This is a genomic window from Nocardiopsis sp. NPDC006139 (assembly GCF_040614155.1).
Classification (GTDB): domain Bacteria; phylum Actinomycetota; class Actinomycetes; order Streptosporangiales; family Streptosporangiaceae; genus Nocardiopsis; species Nocardiopsis changdeensis.
This window is the reverse complement of the sequence record NZ_JBEXTT010000002.1, coordinates 448,225-472,082: the sequence shown is the minus strand read 5'-3', so window position 1 is coordinate 472,082 and position 23,858 is coordinate 448,225. Positions and strand designations below refer to the sequence as shown.

The 23,858-nt window shown below is 72.6% G+C and carries 18 protein-coding genes; 5 read left to right on the top strand and 13 right to left on the bottom strand.

Translation table 11 applies throughout. The features are described 5' to 3' along the window. Positions 1-87: 87 nt before the first annotated feature. The 3 genes from ABZ249_RS04240 (at position 88) to ABZ249_RS04230 (ending at position 3,833) form a co-directional block, all read left to right on the top strand. Positions 88-873, top strand: coding sequence for an IclR family transcriptional regulator (locus ABZ249_RS04240; RefSeq protein ID WP_220565179.1), 786 nt, complete (start codon positions 88-90; stop codon positions 871-873). A gap of 509 nt (positions 874-1,382) precedes the next feature. After that, the gene (gene glpK, locus ABZ249_RS04235) at positions 1,383-2,879 is read left to right on the top strand and encodes a glycerol kinase GlpK (RefSeq protein ID WP_220565177.1); all 1,497 of its coding nucleotides are present in this window, start codon (positions 1,383-1,385) and stop codon (positions 2,877-2,879) included. A 201-nt stretch (positions 2,880-3,080) separates the two neighbouring features. Continuing rightward, positions 3,081-3,833: an MIP/aquaporin family protein gene (locus ABZ249_RS04230; protein WP_355256989.1), complete on the top strand. Its 753-nt coding sequence runs from the start codon at positions 3,081-3,083 to the stop codon at positions 3,831-3,833. 66 nt (positions 3,834-3,899) lie between these two features. Here the strand turns inward: ABZ249_RS04230 and ABZ249_RS04225 are convergent, their stop codons facing one another. Then, entirely contained in the window at positions 3,900-4,436 is a 537-nt protein-coding gene (locus tag ABZ249_RS04225) for a hypothetical protein (RefSeq protein WP_355256986.1), read from the bottom strand. A 280-nt stretch (positions 4,437-4,716) separates the two neighbouring features. On the opposite strand from ABZ249_RS04225, the gene ABZ249_RS04220 reads away from it, so the two are divergent. Next, positions 4,717-6,486 carry an FAD-dependent oxidoreductase gene (locus ABZ249_RS04220; RefSeq protein WP_355256983.1) on the top strand — a complete coding sequence of 590 codons (1,770 nt, stop codon included), beginning with the start codon at positions 4,717-4,719 and terminating at the stop codon, positions 6,484-6,486. A 181-nt stretch (positions 6,487-6,667) separates the two neighbouring features. Here ABZ249_RS04220 and ABZ249_RS04215 read toward each other — a convergent pair whose 3' ends face one another. From ABZ249_RS04215 to ABZ249_RS04170, 10 genes are all read right to left on the bottom strand, one after another. Continuing rightward, complete coding sequence (locus ABZ249_RS04215) at positions 6,668-6,871, bottom strand: cold-shock protein (RefSeq protein ID WP_355256980.1); 204 nt, start codon at positions 6,869-6,871, stop codon at positions 6,668-6,670. Positions 6,872-7,168: 297 nt separating this feature from the next. Beyond that, positions 7,169-8,077 (bottom strand): ATP-binding cassette domain-containing protein, encoded by a 909-nt coding sequence (locus tag ABZ249_RS04210; RefSeq protein WP_220565172.1) that lies wholly within the window; start codon positions 8,075-8,077, stop codon positions 7,169-7,171. A 4-nt stretch (positions 8,078-8,081) separates the two neighbouring features. Next, positions 8,082-9,032: an ABC transporter ATP-binding protein gene (locus ABZ249_RS04205; protein ID WP_355256976.1), complete on the bottom strand. Its 951-nt coding sequence runs from the start codon at positions 9,030-9,032 to the stop codon at positions 8,082-8,084. Further along, the gene (locus ABZ249_RS04200; RefSeq protein WP_220565169.1) at positions 9,033-9,944 is read right to left on the bottom strand and encodes an ABC transporter permease; all 912 of its coding nucleotides are present in this window, start codon (positions 9,942-9,944) and stop codon (positions 9,033-9,035) included. It lies immediately after the preceding gene. Then, complete coding sequence (locus ABZ249_RS04195; protein WP_220565167.1) at positions 9,941-10,936, bottom strand: ABC transporter permease; 996 nt, start codon at positions 10,934-10,936, stop codon at positions 9,941-9,943. The genes ABZ249_RS04200 and ABZ249_RS04195 overlap by 4 nt, the downstream gene beginning before the upstream one ends. A gap of 212 nt (positions 10,937-11,148) precedes the next feature. After that, the gene (locus ABZ249_RS04190; RefSeq protein WP_220565166.1) at positions 11,149-12,861 is read right to left on the bottom strand and encodes an ABC transporter substrate-binding protein; all 1,713 of its coding nucleotides are present in this window, start codon (positions 12,859-12,861) and stop codon (positions 11,149-11,151) included. Between the two features lie 393 nt (positions 12,862-13,254). After that, positions 13,255-14,274, bottom strand: coding sequence for a LacI family DNA-binding transcriptional regulator (locus ABZ249_RS04185; RefSeq protein ID WP_220565164.1), 1,020 nt, complete (start codon positions 14,272-14,274; stop codon positions 13,255-13,257). A 107-nt stretch (positions 14,275-14,381) separates the two neighbouring features. Continuing rightward, a complete protein-coding gene (locus ABZ249_RS04180) occupies positions 14,382-15,263 on the bottom strand; it encodes a zinc finger domain-containing protein (RefSeq protein ID WP_355256972.1) in 882 nt (293 codons plus the stop codon). A gap of 65 nt (positions 15,264-15,328) precedes the next feature. Then, positions 15,329-18,325 carry a DNA helicase gene (locus ABZ249_RS04175; RefSeq protein ID WP_355256969.1) on the bottom strand — a complete coding sequence of 999 codons (2,997 nt, stop codon included), beginning with the start codon at positions 18,323-18,325 and terminating at the stop codon, positions 15,329-15,331. Between the two features lie 112 nt (positions 18,326-18,437). Beyond that, positions 18,438-19,883, bottom strand: coding sequence for a PucR family transcriptional regulator (locus ABZ249_RS04170; RefSeq protein ID WP_355256966.1), 1,446 nt, complete (start codon positions 19,881-19,883; stop codon positions 18,438-18,440). 173 nt (positions 19,884-20,056) lie between these two features. Here ABZ249_RS04170 and gabT point away from each other — a divergent pair, with 173 nt between their 5' ends. Further along, positions 20,057-21,391 (top strand): 4-aminobutyrate--2-oxoglutarate transaminase, encoded by a 1,335-nt coding sequence (gabT, locus tag ABZ249_RS04165; protein ID WP_355256963.1) that lies wholly within the window; start codon positions 20,057-20,059, stop codon positions 21,389-21,391. Between the two features lie 75 nt (positions 21,392-21,466). Here the strand turns inward: gabT and ABZ249_RS04160 are convergent, their stop codons facing one another. Beyond that, positions 21,467-21,955: an Lrp/AsnC family transcriptional regulator gene (locus ABZ249_RS04160; protein WP_220565157.1), complete on the bottom strand. Its 489-nt coding sequence runs from the start codon at positions 21,953-21,955 to the stop codon at positions 21,467-21,469. Positions 21,956-22,079: 124 nt separating this feature from the next. Continuing rightward, positions 22,080-23,687, bottom strand: a complete 1,608-nt coding sequence (locus ABZ249_RS04155; RefSeq protein ID WP_220565155.1) for a PucR family transcriptional regulator — start codon at positions 23,685-23,687, stop codon at positions 22,080-22,082. Positions 23,688-23,858 lie beyond the last annotated feature (171 nt).

Below are 23,858 nucleotides of genomic sequence, written 5' to 3'. Positions count from 1 at the left end.
CCGATGTCACTCGTCCCATGGCGGGCGTCACATCGCGTAGTAGCATGCGCGTATGACATTGTCGTACTAGAGAGTGGTAGCACCCCCATGCCGGGAAGAATCCAGTCCATCGAACGCGCGGCCGCCATCCTGCGCCTCCTGGCCGGTGGTGCCCGCGGGCTGAGCCTGGCGGAGATCTCCCGCTCTCTCGAACTGCCCAAGGGCACGGTCCTGGGCATCCTGCGCACCCTCCAGCACGTGGGCTTCGTCGAGCAGGACCCCGAGTCCGGCCGCTACCGGCTGGGCGGGGGCATGCTCAGCCTGGGCACCCGCTACCTCGACGGCAACGAGCTGCGCACCCGCGCCCTGAACTGGGCCGACACCCTGGCCTCCCGGAGCGGTGAGAGCGTGCGCATCGGCACCCCGCACCAGGGCCAGGTGCTCGTGGTGCACCACGTGTTCCGCCCGGACTCCTCCCGGCAGACCCTGGACGTCGGCACCCTGCTGCCGCTGCACGCCACCGCGCTGGGCAAAGTCCTCATGGCCTTCGACCCGCTGGTCACACCGCTGGAGGACACCGCGGTGGAGGAGGGTCCGGTGTTCCTGCCCGCCTACACGCGCTTCACGATCGTCTCCCCCGGCGAGCTGGAGAAGCAGCTGGCGGAGGTCCGCGACAACGGGTGGGCCTGGGAGGCCGAGGAACTGGTGGACGGCGAGGTGTCCATCGCCGCGCCCATCCGCGACCGGCGGGGCACCACGGTCGGGGCGATCGGGGTGCGCGGCGCCGTCGAACGCCTGCGCGGGCCCGACAACAAGCTGGACATGGAGCAGGTGTCCTACGTCCGCGACGCCGCCCGCGCGATCTCCCGCGAACTGGGCGCCACCCCCTACTGACACGCCCCCATCGGCACGTCCCACCTGAGCACTCCACGACGTGCCCCGCGCAGGCCCCGCGTACCGGTGTCCCACCGACACGCCCCTCTGTGCCCCCTGCCCGCACACTCCGCCGACGCGCCCCGTGGAGGCCGTCGCGCACCGGTGTCCCGCTGGCCCACCCCTGGAGGCGCGCTCCAGCGGTGTGTTGCACGGCGATCCCCGCGCGGCGGCCGCGGCGGCGGGCCTCGGGGCCGGTGTTGTCGGGCCGTTGCGGGCCTGTCGGCGTTCCCCTGCGGCGAACGGCGGGCGCGGCGACTTCGCCGCAGCCCCGAGGTGTTGTCACGGTGTTCGCGAGGGTACGTGACCCACGCGACACGATTGCGTCACGCCGTCTTGACACAGGTGGGAAAAGCGGATGAAACTAACGCCTACTCATACGTCAATGTCGTACAACGTGCGGGTATAGCCCGTTGTTCGCGCGTGTCCGTCCCCGTTCCCGAGCCCTCCACTGAAGGCGAGAGCATCCGATGAGTCAGCAGTACGTCGCCGCGATCGACCAGGGCACCACATCGAGTCGCTGCATCCTCTTCGACCGGGACGGCCGCATCGTCTCGGTCGACCAGCGCGAGCACCGGCAGATCTTCCCCAAGCCCGGCTGGGTCGAGCACGACGCCCAGGAGATCTGGACCAACGTCGAGGTCGTCGTCCAGAACGCCCTGGAGAAGAGCGACATCACCCCCGACCAGGTCGCCGCCATCGGCATCACCAACCAGCGCGAGACCACCGTCGTCTGGGACAAGGAGACCGGCGAGCCGGTCCACAACGCCATCGTCTGGCAGGACACCCGCACCGACGCCCTGGTCCGCGAACTCGGCGCCGACGAGGGCCAGGACCGCTTCCGCGCCGCCTGCGGCCTGCCGCTGGCCACCTACTTCTCCGGCCCCAAGCTGCGCTGGCTGCTGGACAACGTCGACGGCCTGCGCGAGCGCGCCGAACGCGGCGAGGTCCTCTTCGGCACCATGGACACCTGGATCATCTGGAAGCTGACCGGCCGCCACGTCACCGACGTGACCAACGCCAGCCGCACCATGCTGATGAACCTGGCCACCCTGGAGTGGGACTCCGAGATCCTCGACGCCATGGGCATCCCGGCGGCCGTGCTGCCGGAGATCCGCTCGTCCTCGGAGGTCTACGGCCAGGCCCGCGGATACCTGGAGGGCGTGCCGGTCGCCTCTTCCCTGGGCGACCAGCACGCCGCCCTGTTCGGCCAGACCTGCTTCGACCCGGGCGACGTCAAGGGCACCTACGGCACCGGCACCTTCCTGGTGATGAACACCGGCACCGAGCCCGTCACCTCCGAGAACGGCCTGCTCACCACCCTGGGCTACAAGCTGGGCGACGCCCCGGCCGTGTACGCGCTGGAGGGCTCGATCGCGGTCACCGGCTCGCTCGTCCAGTGGCTGCGCGACAACCTCGGCCTGATCTCCACCGCCCCGGAGATCGAGACGCTGGCCCGCACCGTGGAGGACAACGGCGGCTGCTACTTCGTCCCCGCCTTCTCCGGGCTCTTCGCCCCGCACTGGCGCGGCGACGCCCGCGGCGTCATCGCGGGCCTGACCGGCTACGTCAACAAGGGCCACATCGCCCGCGCCGTCCTGGAGGCGACCGCCTGGCAGACCCGCGAGGTCGTCGACGCGATGAACGCCGACTCCAAGATCGAGCTGACCACCCTGAAGGTGGACGGCGGCATGACCGCGGACAACCTGCTCATGCAGATCCTGTCCGACGTCCTGGACGCCGAGGTGGTGCGCCCGATGGTCGCCGAGACCACGTGCCTGGGCGCCGCGTACGCGGCCGGCCTGGCCGTGGGCTACTGGCCCGACGTGGAGACCCTGCGCGCCAACTGGCACAAGGCGGCCGAGTGGACGCCCGAGATGGAGCCCGCCGTGCGCGAGCGGGAGTACCACAACTGGAACAAGGCGGTGAAGCGCACCCTCGGCTGGGTCGAGCACGACGAGAAGTGACCGGACGGGACCCACCCGTCCCCCCGACGACCGCGCCCCGGGGCCCGGCCCGCGACCCCCGCGGCCCCGGGCGCGGACCGGGCCTCCCCGGCGGGCGGCCCCACCCACCCCATCCCTGTGACGGGTGTGTCCGACCATGCCCGCGTCCGCGGGCGGACACCGCCCCCGTGACCCGGCTGCCCCATACGGGCGGAGGCCATCATGTCTGTTTACCTCGCCGAGTTCCTCGGCACGGCGATCCTCATCCTCCTCGGCGGCGGCGTCGTCGCCGGCGTCACCCTCACCAAGTCCAAGGCCTTCAACGGCGGCTGGATCGTGATCACGTTCGGCTGGGGCATGGCGGTGGCCATGGCCGTCTACACGGTCGGCACGGTCAGCGGCGCGCACCTCAACCCGGCGGTGACGCTGGGCCTGGCCAGCATCGGCGACTTCGACTGGGCACTGGTGCCGGGCTACATGGCGGCCCAGCTGGTCGGCGCGTTCACCGGTGCGGTGCTGGTGTACCTGGCCTACCTCCCGCACTGGAAGGAGACCGGGGACCCGGCGACCAAGCTGGGCGTGTTCAGTACGGCGCCCGCGGTGCGCAACCCGGTCGCCAACATCATCACCGAGGTCATCGGCACCGCGATGCTGGTCCTGGGCGTGCTCGGCATCGGCGCCAACTCCGGGCACGTGACGCAGGGCGACATCGACCTGTCGGGGCTGTTCTCCACCGGCATCGCCCCGCTGCTCGTCGGCCTGCTGGTGCTGGCCATCGGCCTGTCCCTGGGCGGCCCGACCGGGTACGCCATCAACCCGGCCCGCGACCTGGGCCCGCGGCTGGCGCACGCGGTGCTGCCCATCCCGGGCAAGGGCTCCTCGGACTGGTCCTACGCCTGGATCCCGGTGGTGGCCCCGCTCATCGGCGGCGTGCTCGGCGCCTGGGTGTGGAGGCTGACCGGCTTCGGCGGCTGAGCGGCCCCGCCACGGGGAACGCGGGAGGGCGGCGGACCGTGTCCGCCGCCCTCCCGCCGTCCCGGATCACCCGTCCGGCGACACGGACATGGAGGGGGCGCCCGCCTCCAGCTCGCACACCCGCACCGGCGCGCTCAGCTCCCCGTGCACGCCCGGGTCGCCGTGGAACTCCTGGTAGACGGTGATCCCGGTGGCGGTGAGCACCTCTCCGCAGTCCCCCGGGTCGAAGTTCCCCGGATCGGGCCGGGCCATGGTCAGCAGGGCACGCCCGTCGCCCGGCACCACCCACGGGTCCCGGATCTCCTCGCTGTATCGGGCCCACTCCCCCACGCGGTCCCCGCCGGGGACGTCGGTCCAGTGGACGCCGAACCGGTCGCTCATCAGGCAGGGGTCCCCGTCCCCGGTGCGGTCCAACCCGAACTCGACGTACATCGTCCCGGCGGCCGCACCCCGGTCGACCTCGGTCACCCGGAAGTCGTCGCTGCGGCAGGGGCGGGGATCCTCCCCCTCGTCCGCGTGGGCGGCCCCGCCGGCGAGCGCCGCCGCGGCCGCCAGTGCCGCCGCCCCCGCCGCGGCCGTGATCCGTACGCGTCCTGCGTGCATCGTGCTCCCCCGTTCCTTTCGCCCTCACCAATGAGACGCCGGTCACACACCGGGCGTTGACGTCGACCCGTGCCCGCGGTCGGCCACGCCCCGGTCCACGGCCGACCTATGGAACCGCGTTCGACAATGACGCATCACAGGAACCCCACGCCACACACCGGACACCGACCGTCACACCAACACGCCCCGAATCCGGGAAGTGCACCGAAAGCATGACGAGAACACCACAGGGACCCCCTCCCCCTCCACCAGCGTGCGGCATTGTCGTATGATCTTTGCGATGTCCGCACGGAACGCGGAGTCCGTTCCGGCGGCCGCACAGCCATCCCTCTCCGAGGAGTACCCGGCCATGACGACCACGCCCGACCCGGCCGACCGGCGCCCCGACGCCTCCGTGCCCGCCGCCCGAGACACCGAAGCCCCCGCCGCGGAGACCGCCGGCACCCCGGACGCCCTGTCCCCGGTGTCCGCCGCCGTCGCGCTGCCGGGCCGCGGCGCGGACCGCGCGCGCACCCGCACCGAGCTCTCCCGCGGCACCTTCGACCTCCTCGTCGTCGGCGGGGGCATCCTGGGCACCTCCGTCGCCTGGAACGCCGCCCAGTCCGGCCTGCGGGTCGCCATGGTGGACGCGGGCGACTTCGCCGGCGCCACCTCCAGCGCCTCCTCCAAGCTCGTCCACGGCGGCCTGCGCTACCTCCAGACCGGGAACCTCAGGCTGGTCGCCGAGAACCACCGCGAACGCCGTTCCCTGGCCACCACCGTCGCCCCGCACCTGGTCAACCCGCTGCCGTTCCTGGTGCCGGTGTACGAGGGCGGCCCGCACGGCGCGGCCAAGATGGGCGCGGGCGTGTTCCTGTACTCGGCGCTGTCGGCGTTCGGCGACGGCATGGGGCGGCTGCTGTCCCCGGCCCAGGCCGCCCGGCTGGCCCCGGGCCTGCGCACCGAGGGCCTGAAGTCGGTCGCCGCCTACGGCGACCACCAGATGAACGACAGCCGCATGGCGATCATGACCGTGCGGGCCGCGGTCGAGGCGGGGGCCGTCGTCCTCAACCACGCGGAGGTCGTGGACCTGCGCCGCACCGGGACCCGGGTCACCGGTGCCGAGCTGCGCGACCGCGCCGACGGCACGGAGTTCGGTGTCGACGCCCGCCTGGTCCTCAACGCCACCGGCCCGTGGGTGGACCGCCTGCGCCGGATGGAGGACCCCGCGGCGGCCCCGAGCGTGCGCCTGTCCAAGGGGGCCCACCTGGTTCTGCGCACCCCGGAGCCGTGGCGGGCGGCGCTGACCATCCCGGTGGACCGCCACCGGGTGTCGTTCGCCATCCCGTGGGAGGGGCGCCTGCTGCTGGGCACCACCGACGAGGAGTACACCGGGGACCCCGCCGAGGTGGCCGTGGTGCCCGCCGACGTGGAGCAGATCCTGGGCGAGGCCGAGCTGGGCATCGACGCGCCCTACCTGGACGCCTCCCACGTGGACTACGCCTTCGCCGGGCTGCGGGTGCTGCCGGGCGGCGACGGGGACACCAGCGCGGCCAAGCGCGAGACGGTGGTCACCCAGGGCCGCGGCGGCATGCTGTCGGTGGCCGGGGGCAAGTGGACGACCTACCGGCACATCGGCCGGGCCGTCCTGAAGGAACTGCGCAAGGTGCGCGCGGTGCCGCTGGCCGAGGAGATGGCCGACCCGCTGCGGACCGTCCCGCTGCCCGGGCTGGCCAGCCCGGACGCGGTGGCGCAGCGGATCCTGATCGACCGCGAGCCGGGCGCCCGGATGGAGCCGCCGGTGGCCCGCCACCTGGCCTCCCACTACGGCAGCCTGGCCCTGGACATCGCCGCGCTCATCCGCGAGGACCCGGCGCTGGGCGAGCGCATCCACCCCGACGGCCCGGACGTGTGGGCCCAGGTGGTGTTCGCCCGCGACCGCGAGTGGGCGGTGACCGTCGACGACGTGCTGCGCCGCCGCACCACGGTGACCGTACGCGGCCTGGAGACACCCGGGGTCCGGGCCCGCGTCCAGCGGCTTCTCGGCGCGCCCGTGCCCGCCGTCCGCTGATCCGACGGGGCGCCCGGCCGGCGCCCCGGACATGCGAAGGCCCCGGAGGGTCCGACCCTCCGGGGCCTTCGCGCGTCTCGGACCCGGGCCCGCCCGGGGAAGACGAAGGACGGCCCCGCCGGGAGGTCGAGGACCTCCGGACGGGGCCGTCCCGAGTCGTGGTGATCTAGCTCACGAGGAGTTAGATGGCGACGACGTTCTCGGCCTGCGGGCCGCGGTTGCCCGCGACGATGTCGAACTCCACGCGCTGGTTCTCCTCCAGGTTACGGAAGCCCGTGCCCTGGATGGCGCTGTAGTGAACGAAGGCGTCGGGGCCACCGTCGTCGGGGGAGATGAAGCCGAAGCCCTTCTCGCCGTTGAACCACTTCACAGTTCCCTGAGCCATGTTGTCTCCTTCAGCTCGGTGTACATCGGGCGCAACCTCGCGCCCGAGTAATTGCCGCGAGCCGACTCCCCAGGGAAACCGCCCGCCGGTCACAAACTCCGCGGGCAAGACACCAACTGCGAAATTCAACGACTAACAATCACCTCGAACGTACCACAGGCACCCCGGATCGCGAGGGTTTTCGGTGTGGCAACACGCACGAACAGCAGGGGAATATCCGGGGTCCTGACAGCGACGGGCGCGGCACCCCCTACCAGTGCGGGGATGCCGCGCCACGGCGCGGACGGCGGTCCGTTCTCAGCCCTGATCGATCCCGACGAAATGCCCTTCCTCCGCCTCCAGCAGCGGCGCGGACGCGTCGTCCGGGGCGACGGGGAGTTCGACGTCCTCCGGCGGATTCGCCTTCAGCTCGGCGTCCACCTCGGCCCAGGTGCGGTGCAGCTGGGGCACGCAGGAGAGCAGGTGGCGGCTGTAGGGGTGCAGCGGGTTCTCGAACACGCGGGCGGTGGGCCCCATCTCGGCGATCGCGCCCTTGCGCAGGATCACCGACCGGTCGCTGACGTAGTTGCCCAGCGACAGGTCGTGGGTGACGAACAGGATCGCCATCCCCCGCTCCTTCAGGTCGGCGAGCAGGTTGAGCACGTCGATCCGGGTGGAGGCGTCCAGCATGCTGATCACCTCGTCGGCGACCAGCAGGTCCACGTCCAGCAGCAGGGCCCGCGCGATGAGCAGGCGCTGCAGCTGACCGCCGCTGAGCTGGTGCGGGTACTTGCCCAGGACGTTCTCCGGGTCCAGGCGGACCGTGCCGACCGCCTTGAGCACCCGCTCCCGCCAGTCGGCGTCCGAGGTCCCGGGGAAGTACGAGCTCCGGATCATCTCGAACACCCGGTCGGCCTTGAAGATCGGGTTGAAGGAGCTGAACGGGTCCTGGAAGACCCCCTGCACCCGCCGGTAGTAGGCCTTGCGGGCGGCGTGCCCGCGGATGGTCGTGATGTCGGTGCCGTCGAAGGAGATCGTCCCGGCGGAGGGCTTGAACAGCCCCAGCACCATCTTGCCGATGGTGCTCTTGCCGCTGCCGCTCTCCCCGATGAGGGAGACCACCTCTCCGGACCCGACCTTCAGGCTGACGTCGCGGACGGCGCGCAGCCGCCCGCCGCCGAACGCCCCGACCCGGTACACCTTGTGCACGTGGCTGAGTTCCAGCACGTCCTCACCCCGTCTTCCAGCAGGCGGCCAAGTGGCCGGGTTCGATCTCGACCAGCGGGGGCCGCTCGTTGCACTTCTCGAACGCCAGCGGGCAGCGGTCCTTGAACCGGCACCCGGTGGGCGGGTTCAGCAGCCCGGGCGGGGTGCCGGGGATGCCCTCCAGCCGGCCCTGCTCGGTGGTGGTGCCGACCTCGGGCAGGGCCGAGATGAGCATCTGCGTGTACGGGTGCCGCGGCGCGTTGACGATGGTCGACGCCGAGGCCTTCTCCACGACGTGGCCCGCGTACATCACCATGATCGTGTCGGCCATCTGGTACACGAGCGAGATGTCGTGGGTCACGAACACCATGCTCTTGATGTACTCGCGGTCCCGGAACTCCACCAGGGACTCGGCGACGGCGCGCTGGGTGGACACGTCCAGGGCCGAGGTGACCTCGTCGGCGATCAGCAGCGACGGGTTGAGCAGCGTGGACATCACCATGACGACGCGCTGCTTCATGCCTCCGGACAGCTCGATCGGGAACCGGTCCAGGACGTCGGTGTCGAGTCCGACCAGTTCGAGGCGGCGTCCGAGTTCGGCGGCGATGTCCGCCGGGCGCACCCCCCGCGCCCGCAGGAGGTCGTTGATCATCCGCCCGATCTTGCGGGTGGGGTTGAGCGCGCTCATCGCGTACTGCGGGATGAGCGAGATCTCGTGGTACCGCAGGGGCACCATCGCCCTGTCGTCGGCGATGGGCACGTCCTTGCCGTCCAGTTCGACGGTCCCGCCGACGTGGCGCATGCGCGAGTCGAGGCGGATCAGGCTCTTGCCCAGCGTGGTCTTGCCGCACCCGGACTCGCCGGCCAGACCCATGATCTCGCCGTCGGCCAGATCGAAGGTCACGCCGTCCAGGGCGTGGACGTCCCCGCGCAGGGTCTGGTAGTAGACCTTGAGGTCGTTGACGCGCAGAGTCATCTACAGCTCCCGCAGCTTGGGGTTGAACACCTCGTCCAGCCCGACATTCAGGATGTACAGGGAGCCCACGATCATCGTGATCCCGAGGCCCGGCGGGATGAACCACCACCACATGCCCAGGTAGAGGGAGCTCCACTTCATCGCGCTCTCCAGCATGAGGCCGAGCGAGACGCCGTTGGTCGGGCCCAGGCCGATGAAGTCCAGGCCCGCGGCGATGAGGATCGCCCCGCCGAACAGCAGGATGAAGGACATCACCAGGTAGGAGCTCATGTTGGGGGCGATCTCGGTGGTGATGATCCGCCAGGTGCGGCGACCGCTGAGCCGGGCCAGGTCGACGTAGTCGCGGGTGGACAGCGACAGCGCCTGGGAGCGGACCGCGCGGGCCGCCCACGGCCAGGAGGTCAGGCCGATGAACACGCCCTGGATGAAGACGCCGCGCACCTCCAGGTAGGCCGTGATGACGATGAGGACGACCAGGGCGGGCAGCACCAGCACGACGTTGGTGAGCATGTTGAGGATCTCGTCGACGATCCCGCCCTTGTAACCGGCGACGAACCCGACCGCCGTGCCGATGACGAAGGCCACGCCGCCGCCGAAGGCGCCGATGAGGAAGGTCGAGCGCAGGCCGTACACGAACTGGGCCCAGACGTCCTGGCCGAAGCTGGTCGTGCCGAACCAGTACTCGCCGTTCGGCGGCTGGCTCTTGGGGCCTATGTACTCGTTGGGGTCGTGGTCGATGAAGAACGGCCCGAAGATGCCCAGCAGCAGCAGGCTCAGGACGATGCCCAGGCCGATGAGCAGCTTGGGGTTGCGCACGGCGAAGTGCAGGACCTCGGAGGTCTTGCGCTCTGGGGTGGGCTGGGGGTCGCCCGCGGGATCCGCGGCGCCCGGGGCTCCGGCGATCTCGCTCACGCGGCGCCTCCCGTCATCTGGACCCGGGTGCGCGGGTCGACCAGCACGTAGACGATGTCGATGATGAAGTTGGCGATCAGCACGCCGACGACCACGAACAGGAAGGTGCCCTGGAGCACGAAGAAGTCGCGGTTGTTCAGCGCCTGGAGGATCAGGGTGCCCAGGCCGGGGTAGTTGAACACGATCTCGGTGAGCAGGGCGCCGGACAGGACCGTGCCCAGCTGGACGGCCAGGCCGGTGATCTGCGGCAGCATCGCGTTGCGGAACGCGTAGCGGCGGATCAGGCGGGTGGGGGCGCCCAGGGCCTGGAGGTAGTTGGAGTAGTCCGCCTCCAGCTCGTAGATGATCATGTTGCGCATGCCGATCGCCCAGCCGCCCAGGGCCACGATGAACATGGACAGGAACGGCAGGAACCAGTGGGAGATCAGGCTGGAGATGAACAGCCAGCTGAACTCCGGGCGCAGCGACGGGGCGTAGCCGCCGGCGGTGGGCAGGACTCCCGCGACGATGCCCAGGCTCCAGGCGAGCAGCAGGGCCAGCCACATGTAGGGCATGGCGGTGAGGATGTACCCCACGGGCAGGATCGTGTTGTCGAGCAGCTTCTTGCGGGCGGCGAAGGCGCCGATCCGGTTGCCGACGATCCAGCTCAGCAGGATGGCGGGCAGGAGCAGTCCCAGGGTGTAGGGCACCGACCTCATGATGATGTCCAGGACGGGCTGGGGGAACAGCATCACGCTGACGCCCAGGTCGCCCCGGAGCAGGCCGGCCCAGAAGGCGAGGTACTGCTCGTGCAGGGGGGTGTCGAGGCCGAAGACCCCCGTGTAGTAATCGTTCATGCGCTGCAGGGCCTCGGGGTTGCCGACCGAGGCGCGGGAGAGCATGCTCCGGACGGGGTCGCCCGGCATGAAGCGCGGGATCATCCAGTTGATGGTGACCGCGATGACGAACGTAAGCAGGTAGACGAAGAGCTTACGGCCGATGTAGCGCCACACACGTTCCTCCAGGTGATGGTGGCGGACGGACGAGGAGCCCCGGGCGGGGCGGGAGGCGGAGGGGGACCCGGGCGAGGGGGTCCCCGCGGGGTTCCGCCGTCCCGCCCGCTCCGGGGCGGTCCCGGTCGGGCTTTCGCGCCGCTCCCGGCCGGGACCGGGCGGTCGGCGGGACTCGGGAGGAGGGGTGCTCCGGCCCGCCGACCGTGGTGCGGCTACTCGCCGGCCGGCTCGATGGTGGCCAGGGTGGTGATGGCGCCGAGCTGCCACCAGCCGTTCCAGAGGGTCGCGGCGCTCTTCGGCGCGCCCTCGGCCTCACTCGGCCAGTTCGTCCAGTACGTGTTGTTGGCCTGCGACCACATGCCGTTGTACCAGAGCGGGATGGCCGGGAGCTCGGCCAGCTGGATCTCCTGGATCTGCGAGGTGATCTCGGCCGCGGCCTCGACGTCGTCCGCGGGGACGGCGGCGAGCTGCTCGACCAGGGACCACACCTCCTCGTTCTCGTAACGGCCGAAGTTGACCGTCGTCTGCTGCTCGTTGATGGGCAGCTGGAAGAGGTAGTCGTAGTAGGTCCAGGGGGTGTTGCTCGCCTGGCGCTCGTTGTTGATGATCAGGTCGAACTCACCGGAGTTGCGGTTGTCCACCAGCAGGTCGAACTCGGGGGTCTGCGCCTCGATGTTGATGCCGACGGCCTGGGCGTTCGCCGCGATGACGTTGGACGCCTCCATCCAGTCGGTCCAGCCGGCCGGGACCTCCAGGGTGAGGGCGATGGGGTCGCCGTCCGGGGTCTCGACGAAGCCGTCGCCGTCCTGGTCCTGGTAGCCCGCGTCCTCGAGGATGGCCACCGCCTCGTCGGCGTCGTAGGAGAAGCCCTCCTCCTCGACCAGCTCGTGGTCGATGTAGTCGTCCCAGAGCGGGAGCAGACCGGTGGGGTTGGCGGCCTCGACCAGGTTGGAGTACGGGCCCTCGATGATCTGCTGCATGTCGATCGAGTGGGCCAGCGCCTGCCGGAACGCGGGGTCGTTCAGCGGTTCCTTGGTGGTGTTGGGCACCAGCCAGGCGGTGTTGGCGGGCTGCATGTACGGCGGACCGTCGTAGAAGCTGGTGATGGTCTCGTTGCCGTTGATGATCTGGTCGATGCCCGGCAGGAAGTTGTTCGACAGGTCGACCTGGCCCTGCTGGAGCATGCCCAGGGTGACGTCGTTGGAGGCGTTGACGAGGTCGACGATGTAGCGGGGCTTCATCTCGTAGTCGAGCGCCGCGGTGCCCCACCAGTCGTCGTTGCGCTCCCAGACCAGGCGCTCGTCGGTGTGCGACTCGTAGACGTAGGGACCGGTGCCGACCGGGTCCTCGTTCACGTCGCTCATGATCTGCTCTTCGGTCTTCTCGCCCCAGATGTGCTCGGGGGCGATGGGGTGCGAGTAGACCCAGTTCATCCACTCCTGCGGGCGGCTCTCGCTGAACGTGACGCGGACGGTCTGCGCGTCCACGGCCTCCACGCTCTCGATGAAGTTCCACAGGTTGCTGAAGGGGACGGACCCGAACTGACCGATCTCCAGTGTGGAGACCACGTCGGCGGAGTCGAAGGCCTCGCCGTCCGTCCAGGTGATGCCCTCGCGCAGGACGATCTCGTGGACGTTCTCCTCGGGCCAGCTGTCGCTCTCGGCCAGCCAGGGGACGTACTCGCTGGTGTTCGGGTCGAAGAGGAAGAGCGGCTCGTAGGCCAGCCCCACCGTGCCGACCGCGTACTGGCCCTGCATGAAGGGGTTCCAGTTGGCGGGCGGGCCCCACGCGGTCCCGGTGGTGTACAGCGTCTCGTTCCGCGGGTACTCGCCGGAACCTTCTCCGTTTCCGCCGCCGCCACCCGCGCAGGCCGTGACCGCGAGGGTCAGTGCCGCGAGTGCCGCCGGAAGCCGAAGAGATCTCATCTCGACTCCTCCTTCTTCCACCCGGTCGGCCGCTCGTGGGGGGGAACTTCCCTCTCCGGGGCCCGAAGAGGTGGGAGCGCTCCCAATCAGGGGCGCGGAGACAGGCCGTTGCTGAACCGGGTAAGTGACGTTAACAACAACACGCCGACGGGAAGGGCGTCAATGGGCGTCACTCCGCTGTTATTCGCTTGTAACAGCACAGATGTGGGCAAGTCAGCCAGCCGACAACCGTCGAACCGGTTCACCATCGGGCTTCTCCCCTCGTGTGCGTTGTGACGCAGCGCACGGCTTGCGCGTAGTTTTCCACAGTGAATGATGTTTTGGTAGCGCTCCCATGAGGCTCGGGAGGCATGCCGGAGGTGCTCGTTCGGCCGACGCCTGCGCACCGGTCGCTCAGCCCGCCATGGGGCCCGTGCTGCCGCGCGGCTGGAGCTCCCCCGGAACCGTCTCGCGGCTGCCCACGGGGCCGCCCTCGACCGCCTCGGCGAGCATCCGCGCGACCTCCCGGCCCGCGGCGACCACGTCCCGGGCGACCGCGGTCAGGGAGGGGTGCACCACCTGGCACAGCACCGAGTCGTCCCAGGCCACGATGGACAGCTGCCCCGGGACGTCGACCCCCATCTCGCGGGCCACGCCCAGGCCGGCCACCGCCATGAGGTCGTTGTCGTAGACCAGCGCGGTGGGCCGGTCGGCGCGCGCCAGCAGGCGGCGGGTCGTGCGGGCGCCCGACTCCCCCGTGTAGTCGGAGTGGACCGTGACCGCCCCCGGCAGCCCCGCCTCCGCGGCGGCCTCCTCGAAGGCACGGGTCCGGTCCCTGGTGTGCACGAAGTCGTCCGGCCCCGCCACCCGGACCACCCGCCGGTGCCCCAGGGCGGCCAGGTAGTGCACGACCTCCCGGACGGAGGAGGCGTCGTCGGTGTACAGGCACGGCAGGGAGCCCGCCCCGCCGGGCCCGCCCAGGACGACCGCGGGCAGCGGCACCTCGTCGACCAGCGCGATCCTCGGGTCGTCGACCCGCAGGTCGACGATGATCACCCCGTCCACACGGCGCTCGGCGAACCAGCGCCGGTAGACGCCCTCCTCCGCCTTCCGGTCGTCGGTGACCTGGAGCAGCAGGTCCGTGCCCGCGACCGCGAGCTCCGCCTCGATGCCCGAGACCAACTGCATGAAGAACGGCTCGACCCCCAGGAAGCGGGCGGGCCGGTCGATGACCAGCCCGAACGCGCCCACCCGGCCGCCGGGCGACAGGGCGCGCGCCGTGCTGCTGGGCGCCCAGCCCAGGTCGTGGGCGATCGCCAGGATGCGCTCGCGGGTCTCCTGGGAGACCCCGGGCCGGCCGTTGAGGGCGTAGGAGACCGCCCCCTTGGACACCCCCGCGGCCTTGGCGATGTCCATGATGGTCGGCCGTCGCATCAAACCCCCCACACGTCCCCCTGAACTCGAGTCCTGAACCGGTTAAGCGGCGATGTGGGATTGTACTGCACGCTCCGTGAGCGTTCGCCGGGGAGGGGGACCGGGTCTCACGCGGGCTGACAGCCCGGGCACCAGTAGAGCGTTCGTCCGGCCAGCTCGGCCGAGGCGATCGGGGATCCGCACACCCGGCAGGGTTCGCCGGTGCGGTAGCAGACGTACAGGGTGTCCGGCCGGGGCACCGGGAGCGCGCCGGGGTCGGGCCGGTGCTCGGGTCGGGTCGTGATGATGTAGCCGTCGCGGACGCCGTCCCGGAGCAGCCCGGCCAGGTCGTCCCAGAGGGCGTCCCACTGCCGCCGGGTGAGGTCGCGGCCGGGGGTCATCGGGTCCAGGCCCGCGCGGAACAGGGACTCGGCGCGGTAGATGTTGCCGATCCCGGCGATGACCTCCTGCCGCATGAGCAGGGCGGCGATGCTCGTCCGGGAGCGGGAGACCGCACGCCAGGCGCGTTCGGGGTCGGCGTCGGGGCGCAGCGGGTCGGGCCCCAGACGCTCCTGGACCGCCAGCTTCTCCTCCTCGGTGACGACCTCGCAGGCCGAGGGGCCGCGCAGGTCGGCCCAGCCGGAGGCGTTGACCAGCCGGGCCCGGACGGTGCCGGTCGGCGCGGGCGGCACGACGAACCCGTCCGCGTCGCGGACCAGGTCGGTCCGGCCGGCCCCGGCGGCGCGGGGCGCGCCCAGGTGGCGCTCGCCGTCGGCGTCGCCGAAGGTCCACGCGCCGTACAGGCCCAGGTGGACCCGCAGCCACTCCCCCGAGTCGAAGCCCAGGAACAGGTGCTTGCCGTGCGCCTCGCCGGTGGTCAGGACCCGGCCGTCGATCCGGGCCGCCCCGTCGGCGAAGCGGCCCTGGGGGCTGGAGGCCCGCACGGCGCCGCCGCCGAAGGCCTTGTCGAAGTGCGCCGCCAACCGGTGCAGAGTGTGGCCCTCGGGCACCCGATCCCCCTTGCCTCCCTGAGCACGGCGGGGCCTCGTCCCCGCCGCGTCCAGGGTAGTGCGGGTCAGCGGGCCCCGAGGATCTCCCGGACGAGGCGGTCGGGGTCGGCGAGGCAGCGCCAGGCGGGGACCACCACGACGGGGTCGCCGGTGATGCGGTTGAGGGCGTCGCCGCGGGCCATGAGCCGGCGCAGCCCGCGGCCGTCGGGTTCGCGGTCCAGGAGGATGAGCAGGCGCCGGGCTCCGAAGCGGACCACGAGGTCGGCGGTCCAGCCCTCCACGGTCTGCTGGACGCCGACGCGGGTGCCCGCCTCCCGGAGCCGGTCCACCAGGGCCCGGCAGGCGCCGTCCGGGGTGTTCTCGGGTACGGCGACCAGTTCGGCGAGCGGGCCGTCGCCGGCCTCCCAGTGGGAGCGGTCGCCGACGACCACGAGCCGCTGCCCGGTGCGGGTGAGCACCGCGGCCCACAGGTGTCCCATGCGGCGCACGCGGCGCTCGATGATCGCGGGAGCGCCCCGGGCGAGCAGCGGCGAGAGGACGGTGATGTCCGCGCGGTCGAGGTCGCCGCCGAGCAGGTCGGGTCCGCCGACCACGACGCGGTGGCGGAAGGCCCGCGGCCGCAGCAGGCGGCGCAGCAGCGCCACCTGGGGCTGGGTCGGGGCGACCACGGCGATGGTGCGCCCGAGCGGCAGGTGCTCGTCGATCTCGTCCACGACCACGGCGGCGCGGTAGGCCTCCTCCCGGTTGATGTAGGACAGACCGGGGGCGGCCTCGCAGACGCCCGCGACGTCGCGCCACTCGAAGGCCGGGCCGCCGCCCGGGTCGGGGGCGGTGGACACCGACACCCGCCCTCCGTAGCAGTGGCGCGAGGCGGTCTCGGCGAGCAGGGGCGGCGCCCCGGAATGCTCGTCCAGCCACAGGATCCCGCCGGCGGCGCGCTCGGCCGCGCGCAGCGCCGACCCGGTCCCGTGGCGCAGGCCCCGCTCGTCCAGCCGGTCGGCGGCGAGCCCGGCGGCGGCCAGGGCGCGGCGCTCCTCGTCGGGTTCCAGAGCGCTGGCCGGGCCGGGGTGCGCCGGGTCGCCCACGACCAGGGCCCGGGCCGCCCGGTGCAGGGCGGGCAACAGCTCGCAGACCCGGGTCCGCTCCGCGCCCAGCACCACGACCAGGTCGAACAGGCCCGCGCGCGGGGGCAGGGCGCGGACCTGGTCGGTGCGGCACGTCCAGGCGGGCAGCACCTCGATCAGCCCGTCCATACCGGGCCAGCCCGGGCCGTGGTGCCAGTTGAGGGTCTCCAACCGGTTCTCCAGGGCGGGCCTGCCCCGCCACAGCCGGGGTTCGACGGCGGCGGCCAGGCAGTCGGCCCCGGCGCGGCGGTGCTCCTCACGGGCCCGGGCCAGCCGCTCCGTCAGCTCGCCCAGGGGCGCGTGCCGGGTGCGCCGGTCCAGGGCGGCGCGCCAGCGGCTCTCCAGGCGGGCGGTCGCGCACAGCCGGGCGAGGGTCTCGGGGTCGGTGTCCAGGCCCAGTTCGCGGCGGATGGCGGAGCGGTGCTGGAAGGCGCCCAGGCCGCCGGCGAAGGCGCGTTCGGCCCGCGGCAGCCAGTACTCCGGGCCGCCGCGCGCGGGGGTGAACAGCCGGTCGGGGTCCCAGCCGGCGGCGATGCCCAGTTCGCGCTCCAGGGCCAGGTGGGCGAGCTCGTACCCGCCCGCGGCCATGCCGTCCATCTCGTCCCAGACCGCGCGGACCACGGACCAGTGGCGGGCCAGGTCGGCGCGGTGGGCGGCGGGGTCCTCGTGGCGGGGCGGGGCTCCGCCGTGGTCGGCGAGCAGGCGCCCGATGAGGCGCGCCTCGGCGGCCCGGTGCTCCTTGCCGCCGACCCGCATGACCGGGTGGCCGCCCTCGGCCCGGCGCAGGACCTCGCGGATGTCGTGCTCGGTGCGCCCGCACACCAGGACCCGCAGGCCGGAGCCGACGGCGGTGCGGACGACGGCGTCGACGAGGTCGTGGACGCCGGTGCCGGGCGGGGCCGCCACGGCGGTGAGCCGGTCGGCCATGGCCGCGCACAGCGCGGCGTACCGGGCCTGGTCCAGGGGCGAGGCGCTGATCGGGACGGGGTCGGCGCCGGGCCCGCCGGGGTCGCGGGCGGGGTCCGGTTCCGCCCCGGCGGCGCCGCCGGGGCCCCGCAGCAGGGCCTGGAGGGCGGTGTCCCCGATGGCCCCGGGGTCGATGCCGTCCCGTTCGGTGGGGTCGAGGTCGGCCAGCACCGCCTCCACGGTGCCCGGTTCGGGCACCCGGTCGCCGGGGCGGGCGCCGGGACCGGCCCGGAACAGGACGGCGACGTTGTGGGCGCCGTCGACGGGGTCGCGGGGCGCGTCCCGGGTGGCCGCCGGGTCGATGTCGTCGACCCGCTCGATCTCCAGGCGGGAGAGCAGGGTGCGCACCTTGACGGCCAGGTCGGCGACAGCCGCGGGGTAGGGGCCGCGGGCGCCGGAGCGCAGCCGGGTCCGCAGCTCGAAGAGGTCCTCGGGGTCGGTGGCGCCCAGCCGCTCCAGCAGCGCGGCGTTGACGTCGGGCGGGCCGATCGCGCGGATCCGGGGGGCGTCGGGGAAGGCGGGGTCCTCGACCGCCTGGACGTCCACGGTGAGCAGGGGCAGGGCGGCCCGGTCGGCGCCCTCGCCGAGGATGACGAGGGGGTAGCCGTAGCGCAGGGCCTGCCCGTGCCGGGCGGCCAGGCGCACGACCCGGGCGGCCGCGGTCCCGGCCGGGACGCGGTCGCCGCCGCCGCTGAACAGTGTCTCGGCGCCTCCGGGCAGGCAGGCGCAGGTGTCGCCGTCGAGGTGGCCCAGCAGGACCGTGTGGGTGTGCACGGCCTCGCGGCGCAGGCAGGCGCGCAGGTAGCCCAGCAGGGCGCGGGGGTCGGTGTCCTCGGCGGCGGGCGGCTTCCAGTGCGGGGACGCCCCGCCCGTCCCCTGCCTGCGGATCCGGATGACCGCCGGCCGCCGCCCGGAGGGGACCGGTGTCCCGAGGTCGCCGATCTCCTGCTCATCGTCCCGTAGTGATCTCACGTCCGCCCCCGGCGTCGATCCGGTGATCATTCGATTACACACCGCTGTCAACGCCCATTGTCGTGGATAACGCGGGCCGAGGCCCCCCGAACGCCGGAACCCGTACCGACTTTCAGGCGCGGCCGCCGTGCAGGCGCAGGGCCATCCACAGCTCGGCGCGCACGTCGGGGTCGTCGAGGTCGACCGGGAGCAGGTCGCGGATGCGGCGCATCCGGTAGCGCAGGGTGTGCCGGTGCACGCCCAGGGCATCGGCCGCGGCGTCCCAGCGCCCCGAGGCCGCCAGGTACGCGCGCAGGGAGGCGAGCAGTTCGGCGCCGGAGCGCTCCGCCAGCAGCGGCGCGAGCAGTTCCTCGGCCATCCGGGCCCCGGCGGGGGTGTCGGCCAGGCCCAGCAGGCCGCCGGGCAGTTCGGCGGCGCGCACCGGCCCCCCACCCCGGGAGCGGGCCGCCTCGCGGGCGCGCTCGGCCTGGGCCAGGGCGACGGCGAGCCCGGTGTAGTCGGCCGGTTCGCTGATCCCGACGGGGCCGTCGAGCAGGTCGGCGAGGGCCGCGGCCGGGGTGTCGGCCGACGCCAGCAGCACGGTCCGGCCCTCATGATCGGCGACGAGGACGCCGTGCGGGGGGTGGGCGCCCTGGACCCCGTCCGCGGCGGCGACCACCACGGGAGTGGGAGGGAGCACCGCGACCAGCCGCTCGGCGCCGGGGTGGGCCGGGTCCAGGGCCCCGGCGAGGAGGGCGGCGAGCACCCCCTCGCCCATGCGGGCGATGTCGCCGTGGGCGTCCCGCTCCAGTTCCAGGGACAGCAGGGAGACGGCGGCGTTGACCAGGGTCCGCTGCTCGGGTCCCAGCGGCCCGCCGGTGCCCACGGCCAGGAACCCGCGGACCCGGCGGCCGGTGGCCAGCGGCTGGGCCCAGACGCGGTCGCCGCCCGCCGTGACCGCCACGCTGGCGCGGGGTCCCGCGGTCTTGAGCCGCTCCAGTTCCCCGGCCAGGTCCTGCGGGCGCAGGGCCGCCCCGGCGGGGGCCGTGTGGCGCGGGGAGCCGTCGGCCGCCATCAGCAGCACCCGGGCGCCCAGGTCCCGGGCGAGCCGGTCGACGACGGCCTCCGCCCCGGTCAGGGCGGCGCGGGTGAGGTCGCGCTGGGCGGTGAAGGCGCGGCTGAGGCCCTCGTACTCCTCCTTGGCCAGGACCCGGGAGACCTCCTTGCCGATGGCGATGAAGGGGGTCCGGCGGGCGACCTCCAACAGGACGACGCCGAACTCCGCGGCCGCCTCCCGCAGCTTCTCCGGGGTCCGCTCCAGGGCCACGCCCACGCCGAACCCGAGCCCGGCGATGTCGCGCCGGGCCAGCCTGCGCACGTATTCGCGCAGGTCCGGCCGGGAGTCGGCCCAGCGGACGCCGGTGGTGAGCAGCAGTTCGCCCCCGGCCAGGTAGGGGGTGGGGTCGGTGAGCTCGCTGACCGCGACCCACCCCACCGTGCGCTCCAGCCCCTCGTCGCCGGTGAGCGGGCGCAGTCCAAGGGAGGGCGTCCGCACCAGTCCGCCCAGGGTCGGTGGCATCGGGCCTCCACTCGTCGTGCTCGGCGGCCCCTGCCGCATTGGCGCAGGGACCTGCGTCGATTATCCACGGTGTCCATGTCCGCCGGCCCGGACGCGGCCTAGTGTCATGCGGGTCGGGGCCGTGCGGCCCCGTCCCGTTCCACACCCCGTGTCGCACTGAAGGAGGCAGACGCATGGCCGTGACCGAGGTCGCCCAGTCCCGCCGGGTCGTCACCGAGATCCCCGGTCCCAAGTCCCGTGAGCTCCAGGAGCGCCGTGTCGCGGCCGTCGCCAAGGGCGTCGGCAGCGTGCTGCCCGTCTACGTGACCCGGGCCGGCGGCGGGATCGTCGAGGACGTCGACGGCAACGCCCTCATCGACTTCGGCTCGGGCATCGCCGTGACCAACGTCGGCAACGCCGACCCACGCGTGGTGGAGCGCTCCGCCGAGCAGCTGGGCCGGTTCACGCACACGTGTTTCATGGTCAACCCGTACGAGGCGTACGTGGACGTGTGCGAGGTCCTCAACCGGATCACCCCCGGCGACCACGAGAAGCGCTCGATCCTGCTGAACTCCGGCGCCGAGGCCGTCGAGAACGCGGTGAAGATCGCCCGCAGCGCCACCGGGCGCCAGGCCGTCGTGGTGTTCGACCACGCCTACCACGGCCGCACCAACCTCACCATGGGCCTGACCGCCAAGAACATGCCCTACAAGCAGGGCTTCGGGCCGTTCGCGGGCGAAATCCACCGCATGCCCATGGCCTACGCCTACCGCTGGCCCACCGGCCCGGAGAACTGCGGCCCCGAGGCCGCGGCCATGGTCATCGACCAGATCACCAAACAGATCGGCGCGGACAACGTCGCCGCCGTGGTGATCGAGCCGATCCAGGGCGAGGGCGGCTTCATCGAGCCCGCCCCCGGCTTCCTGCCCGCCGTGGTGGAGTTCTGCCGCGCCAACGGGATCGTGTTCGTCGCCGACGAGGTGCAGACCGGCTTCGCGCGCACCGGGCAGATGTTCGCCTGCGAGCACGAGGGCATCGTCCCGGACCTCATCACCACCGCCAAGGGCATCGCGGGCGGCCTGCCGCTGGCCGCGGTGACCGGCCGCGCCGAGCTCATGGACGCCGTGCACGGCGGCGGCCTGGGCGGCACCTACGGCGGCAACCCGACCGCCTGCGCCGCCGCGCTGGCGTCGCTGGAGGCCATCGAGTCCGACGACCTGGTCGGGCGCGCCCGCGAGATCGGCGACCTGATGCTGGGCCGGCTGCGCAAGCTGGCCGAGGAGCACCCGGTGATCGGCGACGTGCGCGGCCGCGGCGCGATGATCGCGATCGAGCTGGTCAAGGAGGACAAGACCCCGGACACGGAGGCGCTGGGCAAGGTCCTGTCGTACTGCCACTCCCAGGGCCTGATCCTGCTGAGCGCGGGCACCTACGGCAACGTGATCCGCATGCTGCCGCCGCTGGTCATCGGCGACGACCTCCTCAACGAGGGCCTGGACATCCTGGCCGAGGCGTTCGCCTGCCTGTAGCCGCGCCCCGCGGGCCCTCTCCGGCCCGCACCCCGCGGCCCCTCCGTCCTGGGGCCGCCCGGTGGGCATCGCCCCCTACCGGGTGCCCCAGGCGTAGGTCTGCTTGCGGAGCCTGAGGTACAGGAAGGTCTCGGTGGAGACCACCGAGTCGACGGCGCGCATGGCCGCCAGGATCTCCAGCAGGCGGGCGTCGTCCTCGGCGACGACCTCGACCAGCAGGTCGAAGGAGCCCGCCGTGATGACGACGTACTCCACCCCGGGGATCTCGGAGATCACGTCGGCGGCGGTGTTGAGGTCGCCGTCGGTGCGCACGCCGATCATGGCCTGGCGGTGGAAGCCGAGCATCATGGGGTCGGTGACCCCCACGACCTGGACCACCCCGGACTCCAGCAGGCGCTGGACGCGCTGGCGCACGGCGGCCTCGGACAGGCCCACGGCCTTGCCGATGGCGGCGTAGGACCGGCGGCCGTCCTCCTGGAGCACCTCGATGATGCGTTTGGCGGTCTCGTCCAGGACGATGCCGTTGCCCCTGCGCTGGGGGGCGGGGTCCGACTGGCCGTTCACATGGCCCTCCGTGAATCCAACGTATTTTGTGCGTATGAACGCCGGATTTCATCGACATCTGACGTCCGTACAACGGATTCCAAGGTTACTGCACGGTCATTCGAATGACGAAGACCCCGGCCGGTCAAAGCTGGCCGTCGCGCACCGAATCCAGTGACAGCAGGGCCACGTGCAGGGACAGGCAGGTCTCGACCGAGTCCAGGTCGGCGTCGAGCACGTTGGAGATCCTGCGCAGCCGATCGTAGAACGCGGGCCGGGACAGGTGCGCGTTGCCCGCCGCCAGTGCCTTGTTGCGCCCCGCCGCCAGGTAGTGGCGGAGCATGTCGGTGAGGTCCGAGCCGTGCCGGGCGTCGTGGTCCAGCAGCGGGCCCAGCTCTCGCTCCACGTAGGTCTGCAGCCGCTCGTCGTCGCGGAACAGGTGCAGCAGCCCGCGCAGGTGCAGGTCGGGCAGGCGGTAGAAGGGCCGCCGGTCGCTCTGGCGGACCGCCACGTCGCCCACCTGGCGCGCCTCCAGGAAGGAGCGGCGCACCTCGCGGATGTCGTCCGAGGTGGAGCCGACCGCGAGCACCGCGGCGTCGCCGACGGTCACCGCCAGCCGGTCGGCGAGCATGTGCAGGGTGGCGTCGACGCGCCGCCGGGGCGGCAGCGCCAGCAGGACGCCGACCCGCAGGTCGTCCAGGGAGCCCACCAGTGCGGGCAGCCGCAGCTCGCGGCAGGCGCGGGCGGCGCCCTCCGCGGTGTCGGACAGGCGGGCCTGCGCGGCCAGGCCGGTCCCGTTCTCCCGCAGGCGCAGCACCAGGCCCAGCAGTTCGCGGTTGTTGAGGGGGACGCCCACGGCCCGGGCCCGCACCAGGGCCTCCTCGGGGTCGGAGTAGGCGCGGTCGATGATGCCCGCGATGATCGTGCGGTGGGTCTGGCGCTCCAGGCTCTCCTGGTGGCGTTCGAGCAGCCGGCCCAGCGCCAGCGTGGTGGCCGCCCGCTCGATGAGCATGCTCTGGCGGGGGGTGGGGTTGGCCCCGGCGATGAGGATGAGCCGCCCCCAGTCCTGCCCGCGAGCGCCGACCGTGGTGACCAGCCAGCCGGTGGCCGGGGCGTGGACGGTGCGCGTGCCCGACCGCACGGCCCGCGAGCGGCTCTCCCAGGAGGTGAGCAGCGTCCCGGGGTCCTCGCCGTTGAGGTCGCAGGCCAGGACCTGGTGGGAGAGGTTCTCCAGGACCACCGGGCAGCCGGACAGCTGGGTGATCTCGTGCAGGATGCGGTCGGTGTCGGCGCCCTCCACCGACAGCCGGGTGAAGACCGAGTGGAGCTTCTCGGACTCGCGCAGCTCCTCCAGCTGCTCGTTGACGACCCGGATGTGCACGGCCTCGGTGATCTCCACGAACCGGGCCTCCCGGTCCAGCAGGATCACCGGGACCCCGGCCTCGCGGGCGGCGTCCAGGAACGGCCCCGGCAGCTCGGCGTGGTACTTGCGGCCCAGCTCGACGGCGATGCCGCTGACGCCGACGGCCGCGAGGTCGTCGATGTAGCGCTTGAGCGCGTGGGGGTCGTCGGGCATGGCGATGCCGGTGCTGAGCACGAGCTCGCCGCCGCGCAACAGGTGCGCCAGGTCGGTGACCTCGGCGATGTGGACCCAGCGCACGGGCACGTCCAGGTGCTCGGAGCCGACCACGACGCGGGGGCGGGCGCGCTGGAGCGCGGGGAGGCGCAGGACCTCGGCAAGGGTGGGAAGCACGTCCGCATTCTAGGACACAGTGTCAGAAGCCGACCGGGCCCGCCTGACACTGTGCACCCCCTTTCGCGGCCCGGCGGCCCGGAACCCGCGGTGAGCAGGGGAAGCGGCCTTCTTACAGGTCGTAAATCCGGCCTGCACGATGTCAACACGGTGGTTCTGGCCACGGCGGCG